Raw genomic sequence first — 24,728 nt, forward strand, 5'->3', positions numbered from 1 at the left:
CGGTACGGACGTTGAGTCGGAGCCGTTTTCCTAAGATGGCGTGAACGCGGACGTCATGTGCCGCCCAACGGGAGGGGATGAAGCGCGCCTTGTCCCCACAGCAGCTCGGCCGCGGCCCCTTGCGACCCACCCGTCCGGACGACCGCGCCCCCACCGGAGGGGACGAGGCGGTCTCCCGGCCGACCCGTTTCGTGGGCTGGCTGGGCGGGTTCGGCTGCATGGCCGCCGGATACGCCGTGTTCCAGTTCCTCTTCGAGATGCTGCCCGACTCCGTCGACGGGGAGGCCGCGAAGTACCTGGTCGCGTCGGTGAGCGGACTCGGCACCGCGCTCGCCGCCTGGCTCGCCGCGGCCCTGGTACGGGCCCGCGCCACGGCTTCGGACCAACGGCCCCTGCCGTCTCCCGCGCCCACCGCCGGCCCGGTGCCCGGCCCGCTCCCGCGCCTGTTCGCGGCCACCCACGACACCCTCGTCGACGAGGTGTCCGTCGTCGACGATCCGGAGCGCGGACGGCTCGTCGGCTGGTCGCACTCCCTGGGCGAGAGCACCCCGTCCCGCCCCACCTCGGTCGGTACGGCGTACGGGCTGCAGATCATGCTCGATCTGGGCGTGCCCGACGGACGCCTCACACCGGGCGAACTGGCCGACACTCTGTGGCGGTTGCGACTGCCCGACGGCGGCTGGTCGGCGCGGTCGCAGGGCGCGCGGGCCCGCCCCGAAGTCACCGCGCTGGTGCTGGGCGCCCTGGCCCGCGCGGGCTCGACCCGGGGCGGGCAGCTGGCGCGGGAGGTGGACCTCTGCACGGCGGCCTTCACCCGTGAGGCCGACCGGGCCGGCCGCGAGTCGACGCATGTGATGACGACGGTGCTGCGCGGGCTGCTGCGCGCCGCACCCGACTGCGACGCCCTGCCGGTGCTGCGGGAGGCACTCGTCGACGGGTCGATCAGCGATCCGGGCAGGGACCATCTGCGCTGCTGGGGCTACCGGCTCGACCCTCCGTACGGGCCGCCGTCCCCGGTGCACACCGCGCAGGCGGTGCTCGCCCTCGACCGCGCGGCCCGCGTCCTGGGCGAGAGCGCGGCGGTGCGGGCCGCCCGCGAGGACGGGGTGCGCTGGCTGCTGTCCTGCCCCGACGCGCCGCACCACTCCTGCCTGGACCTGGAGTACCGGCGCGAGGAGGTACGGCGCCCGCGCCCCGACGACCCCGCACACCACGAGGTGCTGAACGTACGGCACTTCACCGCGTCCTGGATCGTGCGCGCCCTGCTGTCCCCGGGCGCGCTGGAGGTGGCCCGGCAGGACGGCCTGGAGGACACCTGGCGGGAGCTGCTGGACGGCGCGGCGGCGTCGGTGCGGGCAGGGCAGCAGGACGGCATCTGGTCCTGGGAACGGGGCGACAGCACGGAACTGCGGCGCCCGATGTGGATGACCTACCAGGGTGTGACGGCGCTGCGCGCCCACGCGGTGTGGACCTATCGGCCCGACGAGACGGCGTCCGCGCGGTGAGCGGGAGCCGGAGGACGGAGGACGGAGTGCATGGGCGGTCAGCGGGTTCTGACGGCGCGGCGACTGCTGGCGAGGACCCTGGACGGCACGTTGCCCGAACGGGACCAGGTGGCCGCGGCTCACGCGGTCGTCGCCGAACTCGGGTCACCGGAAGTCCTGTTGGAGCTGGTCACCGAACTCGCCTCCGGAGCGGGTGATCCGGAGGCCTGCGCCAGGCTGTCGTACCGGCACGTCCTCGGTTTCGACAAACTGCTGCTGGTCGACTCGGGCCCGCTGCACATGCTGCGCGCACACGTGTGGCACGCGGGGGCGGACGGCACCGGCCGGGAGGACATCCACAACCACCGCTCGGCGCTGGCCTCCCATGTCGTACGAGGGCGCCTGTGCACGGAGTTGTACGAGGAGATGCCCGAGACGGGGCCCGGGGCGCGGGGCGGCGCCTGGATCAGGACGACCCGGTTCGAGGAGTCGCTGGCCGAGGGGTCGGCCGACTGGCTGCTGGCACCGGCGGGTCCGGCGCGGCTGCGCCTGACCCATCTGGGCCGGTACGCGGCGGGCAGCACATACGCCCTGCCGGCGCACACCCTGCACCGCGCCTGGTGCGACACGGACGCGCCGACGGTGACGCTGTTCCTGGAGACGGGCGGGCGACGACGGCGGCACACCGACGTGTTCACGGCGGCGGGCCCGCATCCGACGGCGATGCCGAAGGTACCGCTGAACGTACCGGCCTACCTGGACGCGCTGGGCGCGCTGGCGGAGCTGCTCAGGAGTCCGTGAGCGCCTGCCGTACGACGTCCAGGTTGTAGGCGTCGATGTCGACACCGGTCAGCTCGGACGGATGGAGCCAGGCGTGGTCCTGATCCGGACTGGGCAGCGTGACCTCCCGGGACAGCGGACGGACCAGGAAGTTCTCCTGCCAGTTCTTGACCTCGTGCCCCGCGTACTCGCTGAGGAAGGACGACTCGCCGACCTTGCGCACGATCTCACCGAGCAGGCCGGTCTCCTCCTTCAGCTCGCGCAGCGCGCCGTCCCGGGCGCTCTCACCGGGATCGAGCTTGCCGCACGGCACGCCCCACACCCGGGGCAGGAATCTCTCGGTCTCGCTGCGACGCACCAGGAGCACACGCCCCTCGTCGTCCCTCACGACCGCTGCCGCCAGCCGTTTGTCGCCGGGGATGTCCATGTCCATGGTTCCTCGGTTCCTCGCCGGAGATGAGTCCAAAGGTTCTGATACCCGCGAAAGCCGCCACCGTACCAGGGTCACCCGAAGGAAGCCGTGGCGTCGGCCGCACCGCCGGTGGCCCGGCTCAGTGCCTGAATCTCCTCGTACGTGGGTGCCGGGCCGCCGGATGCGCGGCCCGCCCGGATGTCGGTCGCCGCCTCCACCGCCGCGCCCAGCGCCCTCCGGTACAGCAGCGAGCCGAGGCTGATCCGGCGTACGCCGAGGTCGGCGAGATGAGGGACGGAGGGACCGGTGGGCGAATAGAGGATGTTGAGGGGAACGTCGCCCAAGTGGCGTACCAGCGAGGCGATCTCCCGGGCGTCGGCGAGTCCGGGGACGAACACTCCGTGCGTGCCCGCCTGTCGGTAGGCCTCGAGCCGCTGGATCGTGCCCTCTCCGTCACCGAGCCAGTGGGTGTCGGTGCGGGCGTTGACGAAGAGGCCGGGGGCCGCGGCCCGGACGGCGGCGATCTTCGCGGCGTGTCGGTCGACGGGCCCGAGCCCGTCCTCCAGGTTGATGCCGACGGCGCCCACGGCGTGCAGTTCGCGGACGAACTCGGCCACCTCGTCCGGGTCGTCGCTGAATCCGCCCTCCGCGTCCACGGACAGGTGGAACGGCTCGGAGCCGAGGGTGAGGGCGAGTCGCAGGGTCTGTTCCCGGGTCGCCGCCGCACCGTCGGGCAGCCCGGCCGCCGCCGCGACGGCCAGACTGGTGGTGCCGACCGCCCAAAACCCCTGGGCGGCGAGAGCCACCGCGGAAGCGTGGTCCCAGGCGTTGGGCAGCAGGAGGGGCTCGTCGGCGTGGTGGAGATCGGCGAAGGTCCTCTGGGTCATGGGGCAATGCTGGAGGCGGAACGCTTCGGTTCCGGCCGAAGCGTCCGCGCCCCCGCTGCCCCGGCCCGGCGGGACGAAGCCACCCGTCCCTCTCACCGAGGACCCGCCCCTACACCGGCTGAGGGATGAAGCGGGCCATCTCGTCCCCCTCGGGCTGGACGACGCCGTACCTGCCCTCGGGGACCTCGTTCCACATCCCGGGCAGGTCCCCCAGGGGCTCCGACACGATGAGGCGGGTCTCGTCGGACGCCTCACGCAGGAACTCCACGTCCGGGTGGAGAGAGCGCAGCGTCTCCACGCGGGTGCTGTAGAAGAGCGAACGGGACGCCCTCTGCGTCGAGTAGCGGAATGCCCACAGCCGTCGCCCGTCGGTCACCGCCACCGTCATCTGCAGCGGGTACTCCACCCCGTGCTCGCGCCCGACCCGCTCCACCAGGCCCACCATCCGCGCGACCGCGCCGGGCGGATCCTGCTCCAGACCGAAGGTGAGTGCCAGGTAGAACATCAACTCGGAATCCGTCGACCCCTCGACGGAGAGGAAGAGCTCCGGATCGACGGTCAGGGCGAGGTCGCGCCGCATGCGGTGGAAACCCGTGATCGCACCGTTGTGCATCCACATCCAGCGGCCGTGACGGAACGGGTGGCAGTTGGTCTCCTGCACCGCTGATCCGGTCGAGGCCCGGATGTGGGCGAAGAACAGGGACGAGCGGACGTGGCGGGCGATCTCCCGCAGATTGCGACTGCTCCAGGCCGGGCCGATCTCCCGGACGACCGCCGGAGTGTCGGCGCGGGGCCCGTACCAGCCGACGCCGAACCCGTCACCGTTGGTCGTCTCGACGCCCAGCTTGGCGTGCAGGCTCTGATCGATCAGCGAGGGCTTCGGCTTGTAAAGGAGGCTGTCGAGCAGGATGGGGGTGCCTGAGTAGGCCAGCCAACGGCACATCGTCCACCGCCTTCCCGACCGCGGGGTCGTCTCCCCTCAGGATCCCAGCCCTGCCGCAGGGGCGCGCTGTGAGGCCGCGAGGCAGGCCCGGGGACCGCCTCGACTACCGTCGGGGAGATGAGCACCGCCCCCGCTCCCGCCCTCACCGACGCCCTCGCGGGCGGCACGGTCGTCCTCGACGGCGGCATGTCCAACCAGCTCGCGGCGGCCGGGCACGACCTGAACGACGCACTGTGGTCGGCGCGACTGCTCGCCGAGGACCCCGAGGCGGTCACCGAGGCGCACCTCGCCTACTTCGAGGCCGGCGCGGACGTGGCGATCACCGCCGGCTACCAGGCCACCTTCGAGGGCTTCGCCCGGCGCGGGATCGGACGGGAGGAGGCGGCCGGCCTGCTCGCTCTGAGCGTCGGGTGCGCCCGCGAGGCGGCCCGCCGGGCCCGGACGCCCCGCATCCTCCGGGTGGCGGCCTCCGTCGGCCCGTACGGCGCGATGCTGGCCGACGGGTCCGAGTACCGGGGCCGGTACGGGCTCACCGTGTCCGAGCTGGAACGCTTCCACCGCCCCCGCATGGAGGTCCTGGCCGCCGCCGGCCCCGACGTGCTCGCCCTGGAGACGATCCCCGACACCGACGAGGCGAAGGCCCTGCTCAGGGCGCTGCGGGGGCTCGGCGTCCCGGCCTGGCTGTCGTACTCGGCGATCGGTGACCGCACCCGCGCAGGTCAGCCCCTGTCGGACGCCTTCGCGCTCGCCGCGCGGGCGGACGAGGTGATCGCCGTCGGCGTCAACTGCTGCACCCCCGAGGACGCCGACCAGGCCGTCGCCCTCGCCGCCCGCGTCACCGGCAAACCCGTCGTCGTCTACCCCAACAGCGGCGAGACCTGGGACGCCGGGTCGCGGGCATGGACCGGTCGGCCGACCTTCACCGCCGAGCGGGTCACGGGCTGGCGGGAGTCCGGGGCACGGCTGATCGGGGGATGCTGCCGGGTGGGACCGAAAACAATCGCGGCGATCGCCCGTGTGGTGCGGGAGCCGTAGCGAACTCGCACCACACGACCTTTCCCGGGCCCCGCTCCCCCACGCCCCACTTGTCCGCCACCTCCTCCACCAGCAACAGCCCGCGCCCGCCCTCCCCGGGCTCCGGCGCATCCGCCTCCTCCGGTACGGCCGGTACACCACCCCCGCTGTCGTGCACCTCGACCCGTACGCCACCGTCGCCGTACGGCAGCATCCGCAGCAGAAACCCGCGGCCCGGCGGCACACCGTGCACCAGCGCGTTGGTGGCGAGTTCACTGACGCACAGCAGCACATCGTCCTCACGCCCGCACGCACCCCACTCTGCGAGCACCCGCCGCGCGAACGCCCGCGCGTCCGGCACGGACCGGCGCTCACGCAGAAAGAACCGCTCGAGCGGGGCTTGGACTCGGGACAGGGGTGAAGTTTCCTGATTCACGGGACGAGAGTCACGCTCCGCACCCATCATGAAACAGTCCGCGCACCCGTACGTCCCGTATGTACGCATGCGCGACGGTGAACGTACACGCGCGGGTGGGGAGTTCGACCCTATGAGCACCACGGCAAGACCACGGTCCCGGTCACGCAGGAACGCGTCCGCGATGAAGATGGTGGGCGCCCTGCTCGCCACCTTCCGGGAAGCGGCGGGCCACACACAGCGCTCCTGGGCGAACAGTTCGTCGTGAGCGAGCAACAGATCGCCTCCATCGAACAGGGCAGACGCCCCCTGAAACCGGACCTCGCCGACCAACTGGACGATCTCCTGGACACCAAAGGCGCGTTGACGGCTGCGCTGGCCCACATGCCGGAGGTGGACCTGGTCCCGCTGTGGGCGGAGGAGTTCCTGGACCGGGAGCGGGAGGCCATCGCCATCTCCTCCTACGAGAACCAGGTGCTGCCGGGCCTGCTTCAGACGGAGGCATACGCACGGGCGGTCTTCCGCAGCCGCGTGCCGTTCCATGGCGAGGACACGATCGCCCGGCTGGTAGCAGCGCGCCTTGAGCGCCACAGGATCTTGCACGGCAAGGACGCACCCATCACCTGTTTCGTAGTCTGGGAGCCGGTAGTTCTGGCGCCAATCGGCGGCCGGGAAGTCTGGACCGAGCAGCTTTGCCATCTGCGGGAGTGCTCCGAGCTACCGGGCCTCATGCTCCAGGTCTTGCCGCTGGAACGAACGAGCCACGCAGGACTCAACGGCCCGTTCGTACTTCTGGAGACGCCCGAACACCAGCGGCTCGCCTACACGGAGAACCAGCGCGGCAGCCAACTGATCGCCGACCCCGACGAGGTGGCGATCCTGACGCAGAAATGTGCGATGCTGCGGTCACAGGCCCTCACGCCCGAGGACACAAGGGATCTGCTGGACCGTCTCCTGGGAGAGAAATGAGCAGCACCGCACTCCAGTGGTTCAAGTCGACCTACAGCGGCGACGAGGGCGGCAACTGCATCGAAGTCGCCTACACCTGGCGCAAGTCGAGCCACAGCGGCAGCGAAGGCGGCAACTGCCTCGAAGTGGCCGCCCATCCCACCGCCATCCACATCTGCGACTCCAAAACCCCTGACGCGCCCCATCTCACCGTCACCCCGAAGACCTGGGCCGCGTTCCTGTCCGGGGGAGAGCTGACTGCGGCTGGACCGCGTCCGTAAGGGGCCTCGTTGAGTTTGCGGCGGGTCCCGGCGATGTCGAATGTCGGCCGGGGCCCGAGGCTTTACGCGGGCGCGCCTACGTGATCAGCTTTGGCCTGTCATGAACAGGCAGCCTTTGGAAGGCTGTGGGGGGAAGGGAACAGCGCACTCATGCGCAGCGCCACAGAAGAAGTGACTCGGCCGTGCCCTCAGTGCGGGGCCGAGATCCGTGAGGACAGCCGGTTCATCACCTGGTGCGCCGCGTGTGACTGGAACGTGGATCCGGCAAAGCCCGATGAGAAGCAGGGACGGCTGGAGAGGGCACGGCGCACCCTGGCCCGTCGGCACGGCGAGAAGCTGCTCGCCGAAGTGACCGCCGGTGGGACGCTGAGTCCGAGGCGGGATGCCCCCGCGCTCTTCGCCTGCGCGATCGCACTCGGCGTTCATGGCGTGACCTTCGCCCTGCTGGCGGGCGGGATCTGGTGTGTCGTGAGCGGATGGGGCGGTGCCGGGGTGGTGCTGGGCCTGTTCCTCCTGGCGCTTGCGTGGTCGCTCCGGCCGCGGCTGCCCGGGCTGCCCGACGACGCGCCGCTGCTGCACCGCGCGGAGGCACCCGAGCTGTACGCGCTGATCGACGAGGTCGCCCGCGTGGCCGACACCCGTGGCGTGGACGTGATCACGGTGGACGCCGAGGTCAATGCCGCCGTGACGACCTACGGCGTGCGCGGTCGTCGCCTGCTGGTGCTGGGCCTGCCCCTGTGGGAGATCCTCACCCCGCAGGAGCGGATCGCACTGCTGGGCCATGAGCTGGGCCACTACAGCAACGGGGACACCCGCCACGGGCTGATCGTCGCGACCGCGTACCGTTCGCTGACCACGTGGCACTACTACTTCACGCCGATCGCGAACCCGTCTCCAGGCGAAATGGTCGTCAACCTGCTCTACCTCGTGCCGTACTCGCTGCTCCAGGGCATGCTGATGCTGCTCGACCAGCTGACGCTGCGTGCCACTCAGCGTGCCGAGTACCTCGCCGACTCCGTGGCCGCCCGTGCCGGCTCCACCGAGGCCGCCGTGGGGTTCATGGACCGGCTCCTGGTCGCGGAGTCGACCGCCAACACCCTGCGGATCGCAGCCAACAAGAGACGAGCCGCGCGGCGCGGCACCAGGCAGGCCGAGGAGCGCGGGGACGGGCTGTGGGAGCATCTCGCCGCGCGCGTGGCCGCGATCCCGGAGTACGAGTACGAACGTCAGCGCCGTGTCGGCGTCTTGAGGGGGCACAGCATCGACTCGACGCATCCGCCGACCCATCTGCGCCGGGAGTGCCTGCTCACCGGTGTGCCCGTGCCCGCGGCCGTGGTGGCGGACGACGACCGGGAGCACCGGATCGCCGCGGAACTGGCCGACGCACGCAACACGGTGGCACGAAAGGTCATCCGGGACGGCTTCGACGATTAGGCATCGTCTCTTGGATCCGTCCATGAGATCGTCGTCCTCATGATCGAGTCCTGGGGGATCGATGACGGCAGCGCCGTCGCCGTGTCGTCCGAGGCGGTGGTGGAGACGTTTCGGGCGAGGGTCGGCAGTGGGCAGTCGGAGACGTGGCTGACCAGTTCGTCAGGACGCTCGCCGGCCGTCGTGACGAACACCGAGCGGGCGATGGTGATGCTGCTCGAAGAAGAGGGCGGTCCCGGCGAGCATGCCGTGGATCCAGGAGCCGAGGGATCGAGCGACGGGTTCGTCCTCTCGAACGGGCAGCACGACGAGTACCCGGACGAAGACACCGTGCCCATCGGTGAGGCGCTCAGGATCGTGGAGCACATCGTCGGCACGGGATCCTGGCCTGCGGACGCACGCTGGGTGGTCGATCGCTGAGCAGGCTGTCGCCGGGCCCGGATGAGGGTGGCGGCGAGATGGCGTGCGGCCTGGTAGGTGGCGGCAAGGTTGTCGGTTCGCATGGCCGGGCCGGATGGTGTCCCTGCGGGTGGTGCAAGGGATCCGAAGGCGGCGTCGCAGGTCGGGGTCGGTCGTGCTGCCAGCCGGGGGCGGGAATCGAGTGACGGCGCATCGGGCCTTGCCAGGGCGGTCGGCTGCTCGTGCGGGCGGTGTTCCGCGACCGCTCGGTGGGACGACGGCCTCGACGTGGCGGTGCCCGGACACCCTCCCACGACCCGGGGAGGACACCCCGTCCCAAAGTCGTGAGCACTTTGGCCACTACTGTCCTGATGCCGCTCATTTGAGCGCTCAAGTGACACATACCCGCCGACTGCTCACGGTTTTCGGCACGGCACCCGTCTCCGGTCCCGCAGTGCAGGGACCGCGGAGCCCTCCCCTGCACCACCCGGCGGGACACCATCGTGCTCCGTCGTCGTCTCGACGATTCAAGAGCGGCGGAGCGCAGGGGGCTCGTATGATCCCTGGCGGGATGGGGCTCGTAGCGCAGGGGTTGTCGCGCCTTCACCGCATGTGGGAGGACGCCGGTTCGAATCCGGCCGGCCCCGTCCCACCCCGGCAGTCACGGCCACCGACCGTTCTGGTTCTGGTGATCAGGACGTGAGCTGCTCGTCCAGTCGCTCCAACAGGCGCCGCCGGGGCGCCCGAAGCCGGCGGACCGAACCAGTGGGAGCAAAGAGGCGGTGCAGACGGCAGCCGCATGCGTGACTCACGACCGGAGTTCTGAGTGGACCCCACCGAGCCCGACATCACGTCGGCAGAACTCGCTTTCGCAGAAGGGCGACGCCTGCGCAAACGAGTCCTGCTCGCCCCATAGTCGTGTTGTCGGTGCCTGATGCGAGGATCCCGCCGAAGCAACGCAAGGAGATCAGCATGGGCACCTGGGACACCGGCCCCTTCGACAACGACACAGCCGCGGACTTCGCCAACGCTCTCGACGACGCCGAACCCGATGCACGCGAAGCCCTGATCCGAGGGGTCCTCATCCGGACGATCGACGCCACGGGCCACCTCGCGGAAGCGGAGGAAGCGGTGGCCGCCGCCGCACTGATCGCGGCGCAATGCCCCGGAGGCGACCCCGTCGACACGCCCTACGGCCCGGAAACACCCATGCCCGCACTTCCCACCGACCTTCGGACGCTCGCTGACGAAGCCCTCGCCCGCATCGCCGACGACGAGGCGGGACCGGCCTCGAACTGGGGTGATCCGAAGAACTGGAAGCAATGGCGGACGATGCTCGCCCGCCTTCGCGCAGTACTCGCCCCGCCGCCACCTTCCTTCGTTCTCTTCGATGTCCAGCCATGACGGAGCATCACCCTGCACAGAAGTCGAGCCAGAACCCGAGAATTGACGGCAGCTTCACGTCGGAGTGCTTTGCCGGCGATTCACAGCAGGACGACGCACCCGCGTTCCTCCAGCCCCGTCAGCACGCGGCGGGGGAGCGTGCAGGTGTTCCAACGAAGATCCAGCTTCTCCAGGGCGGGCATCCGCACCACCCAGTCCGGAATCTGGACGATGTGGTTGCTGCGGAGGTCGAGTTGTCGAAGCCGGGGAAGGCCGGCCAGGGACTCGGGCAGTTCGGTGAGGTCGTTCTCCCGCAGGTCCAGGTGCCTTAGTTCATGCAGATCAGTCACCGTGGAGGGCAGAGTTCTGAGTCCGTTCCCCCGCAGCCAGAGCTCGCGCAACTTGTGGAGGTGGCCGATGCTGCCGGGCAATCCGGTCAGCCGGTTGTGCTGGGCTCGCAGCTCGATCAGCTCCGTCATCCGGCCGACGGTTTCGGGCAAGGCGGTGAGAGGGTTCTCGCCGACGTTGAGGTAGCGCAGTCGCGTCAGGTTGCCCAGTGTGTCCGGGAGTTGGGACAATTCGTTGTCGTGCAGGTAGAGGCAGTCGCTGAGTTCGACCAGGCCGCCCAGAGCGTCGGGAAGCGCCGTGAGCTCGTTGTGGCCGAGGTCCAAAGTGGTCAGACGGTCCAGTTGGCCGATCTTCGGTGAGAGGGCCGTGAGGCCGTTGTCTGCCAGGATCAGCACTCGAAGCTCGGTGCGCTGCCAGACCGACTCGGGCACCTCCCCGAGCTGCCGGCGCCAGAGATTGAGGGTGGGCTGCACGGCCTCATCCTTTTCCGTCGACGGTCCGGATCGAGATTCTCGCGTGGAACTCGAAGCCGTGCAGCAATGTCGGAGGAGAGCAGCCGGTTGCCGAGTGCCGGGCCTGGGCCCGGGTGCCGGCGAGCCGGGTGGGGGCCGCAGGCATCGACGGGGCGGGCGCAGGGTCGTGGGCTGGGGGTGGGTAGGGTCAGCGCGGTGACTTCGCTTCCCTACCTCCAGTTGCTGCGCCAGGAGTCCGCTGCGTTCAGCGCCTGCCTCGGGCACGACCTCGGTGCACCCGTCCCCCACTGCGGGGGATGGACGCTGCGCGACCTTGCCGAGCACATGGGCCAGGGGAACCGCTGGGCCGCCGCCGCGATCACCGACAAGCGCGGCGACTACGAGGCACCGCCCGCACCGCAGGCGGGCGCCGATGTGCGGGGCTGGTTCGACGCCTCGGTGGACGAGCTACTGGCCGTGCTGGACACTGATCCCGCCATCGAGGCGTGGACCTTCTCCCCGCCGCACACCGTGGGCTTCTGGCAGCGGCGGCGCGCCCAGGAGACGCTGATCCACCGCTGGGACGCGCAGAACGCGCTCGGGCGTGCTCTCCCCTTCGACCCGGAGTTCGCGGCGGACGGCGTGGCGGAGGTCTTCGACACGATGGCGCCGCGTCAGATCGCGCGCGGACAGGCCGAACCGCCGCGCCATGCGCTGCGGCTGCGGGCTACCGACACCGGCCGGTCCTGGACTCACGGTCCGGGTGAGCCCGTCGCCGAGATCTCCGGAAAGGCGGAGCGGCTGCTGCTCATGCTCTGGGGTCGGGTGTCCGCTGCCGATGCGTCGATCTCATGGTCGGGGGACCACGCGGCGGGCGCAGCGGTTCTCGCCGGCCCGCTGACGCCCTGACCGCCACGGGTGCCGATAGGGCGGACACTTCCGGTCCGGTTCCTGCTTCGCCGGATCGTGCAGCGGGGCACCCCTGACCGTTGCCAAGCGGTACATCGAGAACCAGCGACGCCCTGTCTGACCGTCACCGCTGAGGCGCAGAGCCCTCCGGCGCTCCGCGCCTCCGACCCGGGGATGGCCTTCGCCCCCGCTCTGAAGGGCGGAGCACTGACCAGGAACAGAGCGAGAAAAGGCCGCTGTTCGGACCGAACCTGTCCTCACCGGTCGGATACCGGTGGGGCCACTCGGCGAACGACATACGGTACTCGTGATACAGCGCCTCCTCGCCGTCGCAGGCGAACAGCCGCCATTCCCCCGTATCCGCCTGGACCGTCTCCTGCATCCATCGCCCCGAGTTCCACCGGTCAGCGGAGGTACGGCTCAGAAAGAGATGACCGTTCAGTTGAACCAGGGCGCATCTGCCGACGATTTCCTTGTAGTCGTCGGGCAGTCGAACGCTCAGTTCCCTTTCCAGGTCGCTCCATGCCGCAGCGCGCGAAGTCGCTCGGAATCGATATTTTCGGAAATTATTTCGAACGACTCGCGGACCTCGCGGCCCGGCCGGAGCGTGTCCGCCGGGGCTCCTCGAGGAGTTGCGACGCCGTCATCAGGGAGAGCCCGAGCAGGACGAGCGGCATGTTGCCCCCGGAAGGCATGCGGCGCGTGGCCGCGAGGCCTCCGGCCAGCAGGAGCGCGCCGGCACCCCACAGTCCGGGACGGCTCACACCGCCCTGGAACCAGGGCAGTACGATCCGGCCGGTCACCAGCGCCACCGCTCCCGCCGCCCCGAGCACCAGCGCCATCGCCGAACCGACCACCAGAAAGAACGTGGACACGCGCCCCCCTTGATCACTCCAACGATGATCATCTCAGAAGCCCGGGGGCCGCGATGAAGGACGCGTCCTCCCTGAACGCCCGGCCTCCTGGTCCTGCCCGGCACCCGGCTTCTCAGGAAGGGGTCACGTGGCGGAAGGCGGTGTCGGCGGTCACCGGCGGGACACCGAGGACACGTTCATCAGCAACACGCGGCACAGCAGCTGGTCGGCGGGCAGGCCGGAACCGTCGGTGGGGCACGCGAGGTCGGCGTCGGTGCCGGAGCAGCCCTGCGAAGCCAGGAACGACGTGCAGTCGCTCGGTGTCGCGTCGGCGGACGGCGCGGCCGCGCACGCCGGGGCCGGGTCTGTACGGGACCTGCGCAACGGAGGATGGCCGACGCTTCGGTGAACAGCGTGAACAGCGTGAACAGTCAGCAGGCGAATGTCACTTGAGCGCTCGAATGAGCGGCATATGGACAGTGGTGGGCGAAGTGCTCACGGTTTTTCGGGTAGGTGTGTCACCTCTGGGACCCAGGTGCTCGTGGCGATCCGGCAGGACCGGCTTCCTGGACGGCCTGGGCGCGGCATGATCCGGGTGTGACCCTCACCCCGCGGCAGCTCGTCCTGGCCACTCTGGACCGTCAACTCCTGCTCGAACGCCGGCGTCTCGATGTGGCGGAGGCGGTCCGGCGGATCTGCGCCATCCAGGCGCAGACGCCGGCGTCGCCGTACCTTGCGCTGTGGAACCGCCTGCAGGGCTTCGCGCCCGAGGATCTCGACGCGGCGTTCGCGGACCGCCGGATCGTCAAGGCGACCCTCATGCGGATCACGCTGCACGCCGTCCACGCCGAGGACTACGCGCACCACCACGCCGCCATGCTGAGCACTCTGCGGGCGTCGCGGCTGTACGACCGCCGCTTCACCTCGACAGCGCTGACCCCTACCGACGCCGACGCGCTGCTGCCGGAGCTTGCCGGGTTCCTGGCACGGCCCCGCACCGGCGCCGAGGTGGAGGAGGAGGTCACGGGGCGGTTCGGCGAGCACGCACACCGGGTGTGGTGGGCGCTGCGGACGTACGCGCCAATCCATCATGCGCCGACCGGCGGCCCGTGGTCGTTCACCCAGCGGAACGCCTACCTCGCAGCCTCCGAATACGCGCCCCAGGACGCGGCGGTCGGGGTACGGCGGCTGCTGCTCGCCCACCTACGGGCGTTCGGGCCCGCGTCGGCCCGGGACTTCGCCCGGTTCACCCTGCTGGGGCGCCCAGTGGTCACCCAGGCACTGCGGGAGCTCGGCGACCGGGTGGTGCGGGTGGCGGGTCCGGGCCGCGCCCCGCTGTTCGACCTGGCGGACGCCACCGTGCCCGCCGAGGACACCCCGGTGCCGCCGAGGCTGCTGCCGATGTGGGACAGCACGATGCTGGCCCACGCCGTCCCCGGGCGGCTCCTGCCGCAGGAACACCGGCCGTCGGTCGTACGGCGCAACGGCGACATGCTGCCCTGCCTGCTCGTTGACGGGCAGGTCGCCGGAGTGTGGCGCGCAGCTGACGGCGGCCTGGAACTGACCGCCTTCCGCACGCTCACGAAGGCCGCGTGGCATGGTCTGACCGAGGAGGCGGAGAGGTTGTGCGTGCTGCTCGCCGACCGTGATCCCGCCGTCTACGGGCGCTACGGGCACTGGTGGGACAAGGGGATTCCCGGTGTCGAGAGCAGGATCGTCAAGGGCTGACCGTCCTGCCCGCTCTGTGCTCCTCCCACAGCAAAAGCACAGGCCCCCCGCGTATCACGTGTCAGAGGAATCCGGCTCGGGGAGCCGTGACCTCGATGGTGTCCTTCACCAGGGCGAGCGCGGCGCCCAGGGGGCTCGAGCGTCCCCCGCTGACGATCACGTCGCCGGCGTCGGGGCAGCCGAACACCACAGCCTTCTCCGGTCCGACGAGCCCGTGCAGGGGGTCACCGGGCTCCGTCTCCTCCAGCCGGACGCGGACCAGGCGGGGCGTGTCCAAGGAGGCGCTCGCCACGGCCCGCAGGCGGCGTGCTCGGGAGACCGCGGCCGGCGCCGCCCGGGACGTGCCCTCGTCCACCGGCTCCGCCTCCACCTGTACGGACGCCGGGTCCCATCCCCAGGCCAGCGCTGCCAGCAGCCGCACCTTCGTGGCGGCGTCCTCACCGGACAGGTCGGACGAAGGATCCGCTTCCGCGATTCCGCGGTGCTGAGCCTCCCGAACCGCCTCACCCAGCGAGTCGCCCTCGGCGAGGCGGTCGAGGACGAAAGTGGCGGTGCCGTTCGGGCAGGCCCGGATCGTCGTGCAGCCCAGACCTCGCAACGAGGTCCTGGACAGGTCCCCCGCCGGCAGAGCGGCTCCCGTCGCCCCGGAGATCCTGATCATGACGGCGGCTGCACGGGCCGCTTCGTCGAGGTCCCGCCAGTGGCTGAGCAGGTGGCTCTTGGTGGCCGTGACCACATGGACCCCTCTGCGCAGGGCGGTCATGGCCTCCTCCGCGGCGTGCCGGCGGAGTCGGGGTGAGGACGGGATCGCCTGGACGAACACGCGGGCAGCGGTCCGGTCGAGTGTCTCCTCCAACGAGGCCAGTGGGCTCCACGCCGAGCGGGGCGGCACGGGTTCGCCCTCGCGGAGTCGGCACTGTCCGGAACTCGCCCGGACGGCAGCGACGTTCACCCGTACACCGTGCCGGCGGGCAAGCTCGTCCCGCTGCCGAGCCAGGTACTCGACGAAGGCCTGGCCGACCGGACCGTATCCGGAGAGCACCACATCGGCCCGGCTCACTTCACGCATGGTCCTCTGCTCCTCTTCGGTACGCCGTACGGGAGGTCAAGCCTCGCATTCCCAGGTGATGCCACCGGGGAAGAGCCGACCTCGCGCGGGAACGGGGCCGAAGCCGGAGCGCCGTGGTCGGCAGGCAAGTGCTCCCGCGCCCCGTTCGCCGGAATCCCGCCCCTCAGTGCCGCCGGAGCACACCACTGCGGCGCAGGCGGCTGATGACCGAGCGGAGTTCCGGCGCGGTGGCGGGTGGCGGGTCCTCGGTGGTCGTGGTCCACAGGGCGAGTTCGCGGTCGCGCGGCCCGTATGCCGTGTGCGGTGCGCCGGCGCCGAACATCCGCACCGGGTGCCCGGCGTCCCAGCGCTCCCACCCCGGCTCCCCCTCGGAGACGAAGCGCACCCAGGCGCCGTGCATCGCGTCGGACAGGGCCCGGGGTGCGCCCTCGCCCGCGAGTCTGCGCGCGTCGGGCTCGTCGCCGCTGTCGAAGACGAAGCCGAGTTCCAGGGCGTGGCAGGCGCCCATGCCGGGGCGGTTGGAGGGCCAGGCGAACTCGTAGACGTACGAGGGGGCTTCGCGGCCGTCGGCGAGTCGGTGGAGCGGGATGCGCAGGAGGTGGTCGGTGACCAACTGCCCGACGATCTCGGCGGTGCCGGCGTCCGGGCGCAGGGCGCGGTAGCCGCGCGGGACCTCGCTGCCGCAGTGGCAGCGGGCCATCGCCCCGGCCAGGGCGACCGCGCCGAACCGGTCGACGCGTTCCAGGAGCCCGCCCGGTACCAGCCAGAGCCGGTACTCGTCAGTGGTCCATCCGGTGAGCAGGTCGACGCCGGGGGCCGCGCCGCCGTCGGTGAGTGCCTCCAGGGGGTCGCGCGGGACGAGGTCGTCGTCGACGACTATGCCGAAGGCGGGCCCGCCGAGCACCGGGCTGCTGAGGCGCCCCACCTCGGCCTGGGTGCGCAGCAGCAGCTCGCGGTCGACTGCGGCGAAGGCCTCGGCGGTCGCGGGGACCTTCAGCCGGTTCGCCATGCGGCGCACCACCCGCCGCACCTTGCCCCGGTCGGACGCCTCGGGCGGTCCGCTCTGCAGGACGGCCCGCCGGACCAGGCCCTGGGTCTGCGGGGCGGCGATCAGCGCGCCCGTGCTGATCGCCCCGGCGGACTGGCCGCCCAGGGTGATGCGGTCGGGGTCGCCGCCGAAGGCCGCGACCGACTCGTGGACCCAGCGCAGGGCGGCGAGCTGGTCGCGCAGGCCCGGGTTGGCGGGGGCGTCCGGGAAAAGGCCGTAGCCCTCGACGCCGAGCCGGTAGTTGACCGACACGAACACCACGCCGTCACGGGCGAAGGTCCGCCCGTCGTACACCGGTACAGCCGAGGAACCCCTGGTCAGGGCCCCTCCGTGCAGCCACACCAGCACCGGCAGACGGGCTGTCGGGGACGGGTCGGGGGTCCAGACGTTCAGGTTGAGACAGTCGTCGCCGGCGACGGACGGATCGGCCAGATAGCGCGCGAAGGCTTCGGAGTACGGGGGCTTCGGGGCCGTGGGACCGAAGGCGTCGGCGTCGCGTACGCCGTCCCAGGAGCCCGGCGGGGCGGGGGGCCGGAATCTGCGGGGGCCGAACGGCGGCGCCGCGTACGGGATACCCCGGAACACGGCGATCCCGTCCTCCCACCTGCCGCGTACGGCGCCGTACGGCGTCCTGACCACGGGGGGCACGGGGCTCATGCGGGTCACGGGGGTGACGGGGTTCGCCCGGTCGTCTGCCGTCATCTGCCCACCAGCCCTTCGCAGCGCCTCCAGTACCACAAGAGCACCGGGATGCTCACCGGTATTCCTGCGCCATTCCGGTGGCTGCCTCCCCACTCTTCCCGCCGCGTTGCCGCACACCTACAGTAGGAAGCGCTTTCTATCCGGTCGCGTCCCGGGCCGTCGGAGAGCAGCGCTGGTCGAAAATTCCAGGGCCCTCGGGCGGGCCGGAGAGGTGGGGTCCCGATGGTCCGTACGGGGAGTACGGGAAGCGCGAGCGCGGCGGCCGGGCCGACGCTGGCGGTCGTGGCCCGCGAGGCGGGGGTGTCGGTGCCGACCGCGTCCAAGGTGGTCAACGGCCGCGAGGACGTGGCTCCCGAGACCCGCCGCCGGGTCACGGAGGCCCTGGACCGGCTCGGCTATGTGAGAAGACCCCGGTTCGACGGGGCGAGGGCGCCGCGCCTGGTGGACCTCGTGGTGCACTCGCTGGAGGGTTCCGGCTCGGGCGCGGTCCTGCACGGCGCGGAGGAGGCGGCGCACGACGCGGGTCTGGAGATCGTGGTCTCGGCGGCCCTGACCCGAGGCCGCTGCGGCCGCGCGGAGCGGGGCTGGCTGGACAAGCTGGTGACCCGCGGGTCGTCGGGGGCCCTGTTCAACCTGGCCGAGCTGGACATGTCCCAGTACGCCTGGCTGGAGCAGCACCGCGTCCCCTTCGTGATGATCGACCCGGCGCTCGAACCCCCGCCGGGCGTCGTGTCGGTGGGCGCGGCGAACTGGCAGGGCGGGGTGACGGCCACCGAGCACCTGCTGTCCCTGGGGCACGAACGCATCGCCGTGGTCGCGGGCCACCGGCACACCGTGTCGAGCGGCGCCCGGATCGCCGGCTACCACTCGGCCCTGGCCTCGGCGGGCGTCCGGCACCGCGCCGAGTACGCGCGCCACGCCGGTTTTGACGAGGCCATGGCCCACCGCCGCATGCGTGAACTCCTCGATCTGCCCGAGCCGCCCACGGCCGTCTTCGTCTGCTCGGACCGGATGGCGCTTAGGGTCTACGAGGTCCTGGCCGCACGGGGTCTGCGGGTGCCGGAGGACATGAGCGTGGTCGGCTTCGACGACCTGCCCGAGGCCCGCTGGCTCGCCCCGCCGCTGACCACCGTCCGCCAACCCCTGTCCGAGATGGCGGCGACGGCCCTGCGCCTCCTGCTGCGCGTCATGGACGGCCACCGCCCGGAGAACACCCGCACCGAACTGTCCACCCGCCTGGTGGAACGTGCGAGCACGGCACCGCCGCGCGCTTGACCCCCGCGCGAGCGTGTCCGTTTTCTTCAAGACCGGGCCGACCGGGCCGGCCTACGGTGGCCGTATGAGTGCACGTTTTGATGCCATCGGGTTGGTCGTCTCCGACATGGGCGCCTCCGTCGCCTTCTATCGGCGGCTCGGGTTCGCGTTCCCCGAGGGGGCCGAGGAACAGGGGCACGCCGAGGCCGAGTTGCCGGGCGGGCTGCGGTTGCTGCTGGACACCGAGGAGGTGGTCCGGTCGTTCCACACCGGGTGGGAGCCGCCTTCGGGCGGAGGGCGGGCCTCGCTGGCGCTGCGCTGCGACAGCCCGGAGGAAGTGGACGCGCTGTACGAGGAGTTGGTCGCAAGCGGGTGCGGCAGCGAGCTGAAGCCGTGGGACGCCGTGTGGGGGCAGCGGTACGCCGTGGTGCTCGACCCGGACGGCAACGGGGTCGACCTGTTCGCTCCGCTAGCGGCGGGCGGTCAGTAGATCGCTCAGGGGCAGGCCCGTCAAGTCCCGTACGTCGCGGGAGAGGTGAGCTTGGTCGGCGTAGCCGGTGCGGGTGGCGGTTTCCGCGAACGGGGTGCCCGTGCGGACCAGGGCGAGAGCTCGGTGGAGGCGGAGGATGCGGGCCAGGGTCTTGGGGCCGTAGCCGAACGCCGCAAGTGAGCGGCGGTGCAACTGGCGGACGCTCAGGCCGAGTTCGTCAGCCGTCTCGGCGACCGGGCGGCCCGCGTCCAGGGCGGCCACGACCCGCAGCAGCACCGGGTCGGGCGGAGCGGCCTCGGCGGCCCGTCGCAGGGCCAGGTCCTCCAGGCCGCGCGCCGGGTCGGCCGCAGCGTTCACCCGGGCGGTCAGGCGGCGTACCTGCGCCGCCGGCCACAGGTCCGCCAGGTCGGGGCGCCGGTCGCGCAGTTCGTGCGCGGGGACGCCCAGCAGGGCGGGGGCGGTGCCGGGGTGGAAGCGGATGCCCGCCCAGGGGCGGGTCGCGTCGCCCTCGGTGAGGTGGGCGCGGGTGTCGGGGCCCGCGACCAGCAGGCGTCCGTCGTGCCAGAGCAGGTCCATGCAGCCGTCGGGCAGTACCCGGCCCGCTCCGGTGCCGGTCGGGGTGTTGGTCCACACGACCGCGCCCGGCAGCCGTGACGCACGCTCGCTGTACACCTCACCCACGCTACGCGGCCCTCATCCGCCATTCCTGCGGGCTGACCCCGTACTCCCGTTTGAAGGCGGTCGACAGCGCGAAGGCGCTGCCGTAGCCGACGTGGCGGGCGATCGCGCCGATCGTGTCGTCGGTGTCGCGGAGGCGGTCCGCGGCGAGGGCGAGGCGCCAGCCGGTGAGGTACGTCATCGGGGGTTCGCCGACGCGTTCGGTGAAGCGGCGGGCCAGCGCGGCACGCGAGACGCCGGCCTTCGCGGCGAGCGCGGCGACCGTCCAGGGGCGGGCGGGGTCGTCCTGGAGGAGGCGCAGCACCGGGCCGACGACGGGGTCGCCCAGCGGCTCGTACCAGGCGGGCGGCGCCGCCTCGGGACGGGCGAACCAGGCCCGCAGGGCGGCGATGACCAGCAGGTCGAGCAGCCGGTCGAGGACGACCTCCTGGCCGGGTTCGTCCCGCACGATCTCCGCCGTGAGGAGCGGGGTGAGCGGGCAGTGCCAGTCGTCGGCGGTGAGGGAGAGCAGCGGCGGCAGCGCGTCGAGGAGCCGGCCGCCGAGCTCGCCCCGCATCCGGTAGGTGCCGATCAGCATGACCGTCTCGCCGTCGGGCCGGTCGCCCCAGGTGCGGACGCCGAGGTCCATGACACCGTTCAGGGGGCGTCCGTCGGGGTGGTGGCACTCGCCGCCCGGCCGGATCAGCGCCTGCGGCGCGGTGCCGGGGTCGTCGGCGCAGGTGTACGGGTCGGGGCCGCGCGCGATGGCGAGGTCGCCGGGGCGCAGCCGCAGCCGGTCGCCGCGGTCCGGCACGATCCAGGCGTCACCGCGGACGAGCAGCATCACGGTCAGCGGGGCGCGGTCCTCGATCCGGACCGACCAGGGCGGGTCGAAGCACGCCCTGATCATGAACGCCCCACGGGCGCGGGGGCCTTCCAGCAGGCCGGTGAGAGCGTCCATGGGGCCAGCGTAGGCGCGGGGCGGGCGTGCCCCCGCGCGCCCGCTCGTCGTCCCGCACCGGTCAGGCGGTGGCCATGGGACCGTGCCCGCCCACCACGCACTCGTCGCCGTCCCGTCGGGGGAGGTGGAGGGTCGCCGTGCCGGTGACGGCCGGGCTCACCGGATCGCCGGGGCGGTGGGCGACCGGCCCGGGGACACGGACGTGCACCGGTGAGTCCAGTCCGGTCACCGCCACCGTCACCAGCGTGTCCGGGCCGTGGAAGGAGACGTCCGCCACCGTGCCGTGGGGAGCCTGGTCGGACGGTGCGCCGAGGGTGAGCTGTTCGGGGCGCAGCACGACCGTTCCGGCACCGTCGTCCACCGGGGTCTCCAACGGGATGCGGCCCAGGGCGGTGTCCGCTGTCGTGCCCCTGCCGGTGCCCGGAAGCAGGACGACGCCACCGACGAAAGCAGCCACCCAGGGGTCCTCCGGCCTGCGGTAGACGTCCTGGGGAGTTCCGCACTGAGCCACCCTGCCCGCTCTGACGACCGCCACGAGGTCCGCCGTGGAGAGTGCCTCCTGCTGGTCGTGGGTGATGAGGACGCCCGTCGCCCCGGTGGACCTGAGCGCCGCGCGCACATCGGCCCGTACGCCTGCCCGCAGTCCGCTGTCGAGCGCGTTGAACGGTTCGTCGAGCAGGACGATCGCGGGTTCCGGGGCGAGCGCCCGCGCCAGCGAGACGCGTTGCTGCTGGCCGCCGGAGAGTTCGTGGGGCATCCGGTCGCCGTAGCCGGGCAGGCCTACGAGGTCGAGCATGTCCCCGGTGCGCCGACGGCGTTCGGCCGGGGAGGAGCCCGCCAGCCCGAAGGCGACGTTGCGCGCCACGCTCAGGTGCGGGAACAGGGCGCCCTCCTGCGGCACGATGCCGATGCGCCGTCGTTCCGGGGGCAGGTGGGTGCCGGGTCCGGTGACGGTCCGCCCGCCGATCTCGACCGTCCCCGCGTCCGCCCGCAGAAAGCCGGCCACGATGCGCAGCATGGTCGTCTTGCCGCAGCCCGAGGGCCCGAGGACGGCGGCCAGCCGCCCTGCGGGGACGGAGAGGTCGATCCCGTTCAGGACGGGGGCGCCGGGTCCGTAGGACTTGGTGAGCCCGGTGATCCGCAGGTCGGTCATGCGCGGTGCCTTCCGAGGAGGTACGAGGGAACGGCGGCGATCAGGATGAGGACGGCCGCGTACGGGGCGGCGGCGGCGTACGAGCCGGTTCCGGTCTCGGTCCACAGGCGGGTCGCGAGGGTGTCCATACCGGTGGGTCGAAGCAGCAGGGTCGCCGGGAGTTCCTTCATGCAGACCACGAAGGTCAGGGCGGCGCCCGCGGCGATACCGGGAGCGGCGAGCGGGACCGTGACCTCGCGCAGGACGCCCAGAGGTCCCCGCCCGAGAGAACGGGCGACGTCCTCCAGCACGGGTGGTGACTGGAGGACCGCTGCCCGGGTGGCGCCCACGGCGACCGGCAGGAACAGCACCGCGTAGGCGGCGACGAGCAGGGGCAGCTCCTGGTACAGCGGATAGGCGAACCGCACCGCGAGGAAGACCATCGCGAGGCCCACGGTGATCCCGGGCACGGCATGGCCCGCGTACGCGGCCTGCTCCAGCAGATGCGCGGCGCGGCCCCGGTGGCGGGCGGCGAGCACGCCGACGGGGAGGGCCAGACACGTGGTGAGCGCGGCGCCGAGGGCCGCCACGAGCAGTGTGATCCCCCCGGTCTCCAGCAGTCCCCGCGGATCCCAGGTGCGGGAGTTGCCGACCGCCAGCCAGTACCCGAGGGTCCCGGCCGGGAAGGCGACCCCGGCCGCGGCGGCGGCCGAGCACCAGCCGAGTGCGGGCCACTTCAGCCGGCCGAGCGGGATCGGGGGCGCGGGCCTGGCCGTGCCGCCGCCGGTCCGGGCATGGCCCGCACGGCCGCGGGTGCGCGCCTCGGCGGCGACCAGCAGCACCGTCATCAGGACGAGCACCACACTGAGGGCGGCTGCGGGCGTACGGTCGAAACTCGCCTTGTACGACGTGTGGATGGCCCGGGTGAAGGTCTCGTACCGCATGATCGACACGGCCCCGAAGTCGGAGAGGACGTACAGCGCCACGAGCAGCCCGCCACCGGCCGCGGCCGGGCGGAGCTGCGGCAGGGTGACCCGACGGAACGTGCTCCAGGGCCCGTGCCCCAGGGCGCGCGACGCTTCCTCCTGGGCGGTGTCGACACCGCGCAGCGCGGCGGCCACCGGCAGGTACACGTACGGGTAGCTGACCAGGGTGAGCGCGAAGGCGGCACCGCTGAACCCGGCGAGGTCGGGGCGCGCCGAGATCCAGGCGAAGGCCGCGACATAGCTGGGCACGGCGAGCGGCAGCGTGGCGAGCACCGACCACGCGCGCCGGCCGGGCAGCGCGGTGCGGACGGTCAGCCAGGCGAGGGAGACGCCCAGGACGAGGCAGGCGGTCACCACCACGGCGGCCAGGCCGACGCTCCGGGCGAGCAGCTCCAGCGTGCGGTCGGTCGCGACGACGTTCCACGCGTACTCGGGGCCTCGCTCCACGGCCCGTACGGCCAGGTAGACCAGTGGGAGCAGGGCCAGGGCCGCGGCTGCCGAAGCCAGGGCCAGCAGGAGGAGCGGCGGTCTGCGCCCGGCGCGCCCGGGCCTGGACGGTGCGGGGGCGTCGTCCGGGCCCGGGGCGGAACGGGCGGGTGCCGGCGGGGCCTGGTGGCCTCGGGTACCCGAACTTCTCATACCGATCAGACCATCCCGGCTTCCTGGAGCATCTCCAGCGTGACCTGGAGGGACTCCAGCCGGCCCAGGTCGATCTCCGGCGCGTCGATGGAGTCGAGCGGCGGAAGGTCGTCCTCGCCGGTGACTCCGGCGGCCAGCGGGTATTCGTGGGTCTCGTCGGCGAAGTAGGTCTGCGCCTCCTTCCCCAGGAAGAAGTCGACGGCCTTCTGCGCGGCGGCGCTCCGGTCGCTGCCCTTGATGATCCCGACGCCCGCGACGTTGACGAGCGCGCCCGGGTCGCCCTTCGTCGGGAAGTGCAGCTTGGCCTTGAGCTTGTCCGCGCCTACCTCGGCGGCCTTCTCGTACCAGTAGTAGTGATTGATCAGACCGAGTTCGGCCTTGCCGTCGTCGACGGCGTCGAGGACGGCGCCGTTCTTCTCGTACACCTGGGGGTCGTTGGCCTGGAAGTCCTTCAGCCACTCGCGCGTGGCGTCGTCGCCCTCGAGGACCCGCATGCCGGTCACGAACGCCTGGAACGAGGCGTTGGTGGGCGCGTAGCCGACCTTCCCCTTCCATTTCGGCTCGGTCAGTTCGTGCACGCTGTCCGGTGCCTCGGCGACCTTGTCGCCGTGGTAGGCGATGACGCGGACCCGCCCCGACACACCGATCCAGTCGCCGTTCTCCGCGCGGAACGCCTTGTCGACCTTCTCGAGGGACTTCTGCGGCAGCGCCGCGAGACGGCCTTCCTTGCCCAGGGCGCCGAGTGCGCCGGCGTCCTGCGAGAAGAAGAGGTCCGCGTCGGTCCTGTCGCCCTCCTCGAGAAGCTGGGCGGCGAGTTCGGCACTGTCCCCGTAGCGCACCTCGACCTTGGAGCCGGTGGTCTTCTCCAGCTTCTCGATGAGTGGCGCGACGAGGTCCTCACTGCGGCCGGAGTAGACGACGAGCGTCCCTCCCCCGTTCTTTCCCCCGGCTTCGGTGCCGGAGCCTGTTCCCTTGCCGTCCGAACCGCAGGCGGCCGCCAGGGGGACGAGCAGGGCTGAGGCGGCGAGGGCCCCGATCGTGCGGAGGGAGGGACGTCTCATGACAAAGCCTTTCCAAGGTACGGGTCAGGCTCATTTAAGGTTTGCCTTACCTAAGAAGCAA

Annotated in this window: 25 protein-coding genes, 1 tRNA gene and 2 pseudogenes; 14 read left to right on the plus strand and 14 right to left on the minus strand. The window is 71.8% G+C overall.

Annotation, left to right across the window (positions count from 1 at the left end; genetic code table 11):
- Positions 1–89: 89 nt before the first annotated feature.
- Complete coding sequence (locus AC6F7H_RS02260; RefSeq protein ID WP_500754854.1) at positions 90–1,505, plus strand: prenyltransferase/squalene oxidase repeat-containing protein; 1,416 nt, start codon at positions 90–92, stop codon at positions 1,503–1,505.
- Positions 1,506–1,535: 30 nt separating this feature from the next.
- Positions 1,536–2,285, plus strand: coding sequence for a hypothetical protein (locus AC6F7H_RS02265; protein ID WP_500754855.1), 750 nt, complete (start codon positions 1,536–1,538; stop codon positions 2,283–2,285).
- On the opposite strand, the gene AC6F7H_RS02270 is transcribed toward AC6F7H_RS02265, so the two are convergent.
- The 3 genes from AC6F7H_RS02270 to AC6F7H_RS02280 all read right to left on the minus strand — a co-directional run bounded on the left by AC6F7H_RS02270 (position 2,272) and on the right by AC6F7H_RS02280 (position 4,506).
- The gene (locus AC6F7H_RS02270) at positions 2,272–2,697 is read right to left on the minus strand and encodes an NUDIX hydrolase (protein ID WP_109378943.1); all 426 of its coding nucleotides are present in this window, start codon (positions 2,695–2,697) and stop codon (positions 2,272–2,274) included. The two genes, AC6F7H_RS02265 and AC6F7H_RS02270, sit on opposite strands and share 14 nt — an antisense overlap.
- Before the next feature lie 71 nt (positions 2,698–2,768).
- On the minus strand, positions 2,769–3,563 hold the full coding sequence (locus tag AC6F7H_RS02275) for an isocitrate lyase/PEP mutase family protein (protein WP_500754856.1): 795 nt from the start codon (positions 3,561–3,563) through the stop codon (positions 2,769–2,771).
- Positions 3,564–3,672: 109 nt separating this feature from the next.
- Positions 3,673–4,506: a class II glutamine amidotransferase gene (locus AC6F7H_RS02280; RefSeq protein WP_500754858.1), complete on the minus strand. Its 834-nt coding sequence runs from the start codon at positions 4,504–4,506 to the stop codon at positions 3,673–3,675.
- Positions 4,507–4,623: 117 nt separating this feature from the next.
- Here AC6F7H_RS02280 and mmuM point away from each other — a divergent pair, with 117 nt between their 5' ends.
- Positions 4,624–5,541, plus strand: a complete 918-nt coding sequence (gene mmuM / locus AC6F7H_RS02285; protein WP_500754859.1) for a homocysteine S-methyltransferase — start codon at positions 4,624–4,626, stop codon at positions 5,539–5,541.
- On the opposite strand, the gene AC6F7H_RS02290 is transcribed toward mmuM, so the two are convergent.
- The gene (locus tag AC6F7H_RS02290; protein WP_500754860.1) at positions 5,441–6,025 is read right to left on the minus strand and encodes an ATP-binding protein; all 585 of its coding nucleotides are present in this window, start codon (positions 6,023–6,025) and stop codon (positions 5,441–5,443) included. The two genes, mmuM and AC6F7H_RS02290, sit on opposite strands and share 101 nt — an antisense overlap.
- 43 nt (positions 6,026–6,068) lie before the next feature.
- On the opposite strand from AC6F7H_RS02290, the pseudogene AC6F7H_RS02295 reads away from it, so the two are divergent.
- The 6 genes and pseudogenes from AC6F7H_RS02295 (at position 6,069) to AC6F7H_RS02320 (ending at position 10,398) form a co-directional block, all read left to right on the plus strand.
- Positions 6,069–6,904, plus strand: a pseudogene (locus AC6F7H_RS02295) (helix-turn-helix domain-containing protein).
- The gene (locus tag AC6F7H_RS02300) at positions 6,901–7,164 is read left to right on the plus strand and encodes a DUF397 domain-containing protein (RefSeq protein WP_500754861.1); all 264 of its coding nucleotides are present in this window, start codon (positions 6,901–6,903) and stop codon (positions 7,162–7,164) included. Before AC6F7H_RS02295 ends, AC6F7H_RS02300 begins: the two are co-directional and overlap by 4 nt.
- A 255-nt stretch (positions 7,165–7,419) precedes the next feature.
- On the plus strand, positions 7,420–8,598 hold the full coding sequence (locus AC6F7H_RS02305; RefSeq protein ID WP_500754862.1) for a M48 family metallopeptidase: 1,179 nt from the start codon (positions 7,420–7,422) through the stop codon (positions 8,596–8,598).
- Between the two features lie 39 nt (positions 8,599–8,637).
- Entirely contained in the window at positions 8,638–9,015 is a 378-nt protein-coding gene (locus tag AC6F7H_RS02310) for a hypothetical protein (RefSeq protein ID WP_500754863.1), read from the plus strand.
- A 552-nt stretch (positions 9,016–9,567) separates the two neighbouring features.
- Positions 9,568–9,641, plus strand: a tRNA-Ala gene (locus AC6F7H_RS02315).
- A 325-nt stretch (positions 9,642–9,966) separates the two neighbouring features.
- Positions 9,967–10,398, plus strand: coding sequence for a DUF4259 domain-containing protein (locus tag AC6F7H_RS02320; protein ID WP_500754864.1), 432 nt, complete (start codon positions 9,967–9,969; stop codon positions 10,396–10,398).
- Positions 10,399–10,478: 80 nt separating this feature from the next.
- On the opposite strand, the gene AC6F7H_RS02325 is transcribed toward AC6F7H_RS02320, so the two are convergent.
- On the minus strand, positions 10,479–11,198 hold the full coding sequence (locus tag AC6F7H_RS02325) for a leucine-rich repeat domain-containing protein (RefSeq protein ID WP_500754866.1): 720 nt from the start codon (positions 11,196–11,198) through the stop codon (positions 10,479–10,481).
- A gap of 195 nt (positions 11,199–11,393) precedes the next feature.
- Between AC6F7H_RS02325 and AC6F7H_RS02330 the strand changes: the two genes are divergently transcribed.
- Both AC6F7H_RS02330 and AC6F7H_RS02335 read left to right on the plus strand, forming a co-directional pair.
- Complete coding sequence (locus tag AC6F7H_RS02330) at positions 11,394–12,086, plus strand: maleylpyruvate isomerase family mycothiol-dependent enzyme (RefSeq protein WP_500754867.1); 693 nt, start codon at positions 11,394–11,396, stop codon at positions 12,084–12,086.
- Between the two features lie 19 nt (positions 12,087–12,105).
- Positions 12,106–12,207: pseudogene (locus AC6F7H_RS02335) on the plus strand (IS200/IS605 family transposase); the annotation flags it as partial.
- Between the two features lie 445 nt (positions 12,208–12,652).
- On the opposite strand, the gene AC6F7H_RS02340 reads toward AC6F7H_RS02335, so the two are convergent.
- Positions 12,653–12,961, minus strand: coding sequence for a hypothetical protein (locus tag AC6F7H_RS02340; protein ID WP_500754869.1), 309 nt, complete (start codon positions 12,959–12,961; stop codon positions 12,653–12,655).
- Between the two features lie 150 nt (positions 12,962–13,111).
- Positions 13,112–13,324: a hypothetical protein gene (locus AC6F7H_RS02345; protein WP_500754870.1), complete on the minus strand. Its 213-nt coding sequence runs from the start codon at positions 13,322–13,324 to the stop codon at positions 13,112–13,114.
- A gap of 213 nt (positions 13,325–13,537) precedes the next feature.
- On the opposite strand from AC6F7H_RS02345, the gene AC6F7H_RS02350 reads away from it, so the two are divergent.
- On the plus strand, positions 13,538–14,668 hold the full coding sequence (locus tag AC6F7H_RS02350; protein WP_500754871.1) for a winged helix DNA-binding domain-containing protein: 1,131 nt from the start codon (positions 13,538–13,540) through the stop codon (positions 14,666–14,668).
- A gap of 61 nt (positions 14,669–14,729) precedes the next feature.
- On the opposite strand, the gene AC6F7H_RS02355 is transcribed toward AC6F7H_RS02350, so the two are convergent.
- Together AC6F7H_RS02355 and AC6F7H_RS02360 are read right to left on the minus strand one after the other, a co-directional pair.
- The gene (locus AC6F7H_RS02355; RefSeq protein WP_500754873.1) at positions 14,730–15,737 is read right to left on the minus strand and encodes a homoserine dehydrogenase; all 1,008 of its coding nucleotides are present in this window, start codon (positions 15,735–15,737) and stop codon (positions 14,730–14,732) included.
- Positions 15,738–15,900: 163 nt separating this feature from the next.
- Entirely contained in the window at positions 15,901–17,442 is a 1,542-nt protein-coding gene (locus AC6F7H_RS02360; protein ID WP_500761628.1) for a carboxylesterase/lipase family protein, read from the minus strand.
- A 267-nt stretch (positions 17,443–17,709) separates the two neighbouring features.
- On the opposite strand from AC6F7H_RS02360, the gene AC6F7H_RS02365 reads away from it, so the two are divergent.
- The gene (locus AC6F7H_RS02365; protein WP_500754875.1) at positions 17,710–18,762 is read left to right on the plus strand and encodes a LacI family DNA-binding transcriptional regulator; all 1,053 of its coding nucleotides are present in this window, start codon (positions 17,710–17,712) and stop codon (positions 18,760–18,762) included.
- Positions 18,763–18,826: 64 nt separating this feature from the next.
- The gene (locus tag AC6F7H_RS02370) at positions 18,827–19,231 is read left to right on the plus strand and encodes a VOC family protein (RefSeq protein ID WP_500754876.1); all 405 of its coding nucleotides are present in this window, start codon (positions 18,827–18,829) and stop codon (positions 19,229–19,231) included.
- Here AC6F7H_RS02370 and AC6F7H_RS02375 read toward each other — a convergent pair.
- The 5 genes from AC6F7H_RS02375 to AC6F7H_RS02395 all read right to left on the minus strand — a co-directional run bounded on the left by AC6F7H_RS02375 (position 19,211) and on the right by AC6F7H_RS02395 (position 24,667).
- Positions 19,211–19,903 carry a helix-turn-helix domain-containing protein gene (locus tag AC6F7H_RS02375; protein ID WP_500754878.1) on the minus strand — a complete coding sequence of 231 codons (693 nt, stop codon included), beginning with the start codon at positions 19,901–19,903 and terminating at the stop codon, positions 19,211–19,213. The genes AC6F7H_RS02370 and AC6F7H_RS02375 overlap by 21 nt on opposite strands.
- 10 nt (positions 19,904–19,913) lie before the next feature.
- Positions 19,914–20,849 carry an AraC family transcriptional regulator gene (locus tag AC6F7H_RS02380; protein ID WP_500754879.1) on the minus strand — a complete coding sequence of 312 codons (936 nt, stop codon included), beginning with the start codon at positions 20,847–20,849 and terminating at the stop codon, positions 19,914–19,916.
- 61 nt (positions 20,850–20,910) lie between these two features.
- Positions 20,911–22,002, minus strand: a complete 1,092-nt coding sequence (locus AC6F7H_RS02385; protein WP_500754880.1) for an ABC transporter ATP-binding protein — start codon at positions 22,000–22,002, stop codon at positions 20,911–20,913.
- Entirely contained in the window at positions 21,999–23,606 is a 1,608-nt protein-coding gene (locus AC6F7H_RS02390; protein ID WP_500754881.1) for an ABC transporter permease, read from the minus strand. Before AC6F7H_RS02390 ends, AC6F7H_RS02385 begins: the two co-directional genes overlap by 4 nt.
- 5 nt (positions 23,607–23,611) lie before the next feature.
- The gene (locus AC6F7H_RS02395; protein WP_500754882.1) at positions 23,612–24,667 is read right to left on the minus strand and encodes an iron ABC transporter substrate-binding protein; all 1,056 of its coding nucleotides are present in this window, start codon (positions 24,665–24,667) and stop codon (positions 23,612–23,614) included.
- Between the last annotated feature and the right edge of the window lie 61 nt (positions 24,668–24,728).

It is taken from the genome of Streptomyces sp. MMS24-W38 (assembly GCF_059889265.1).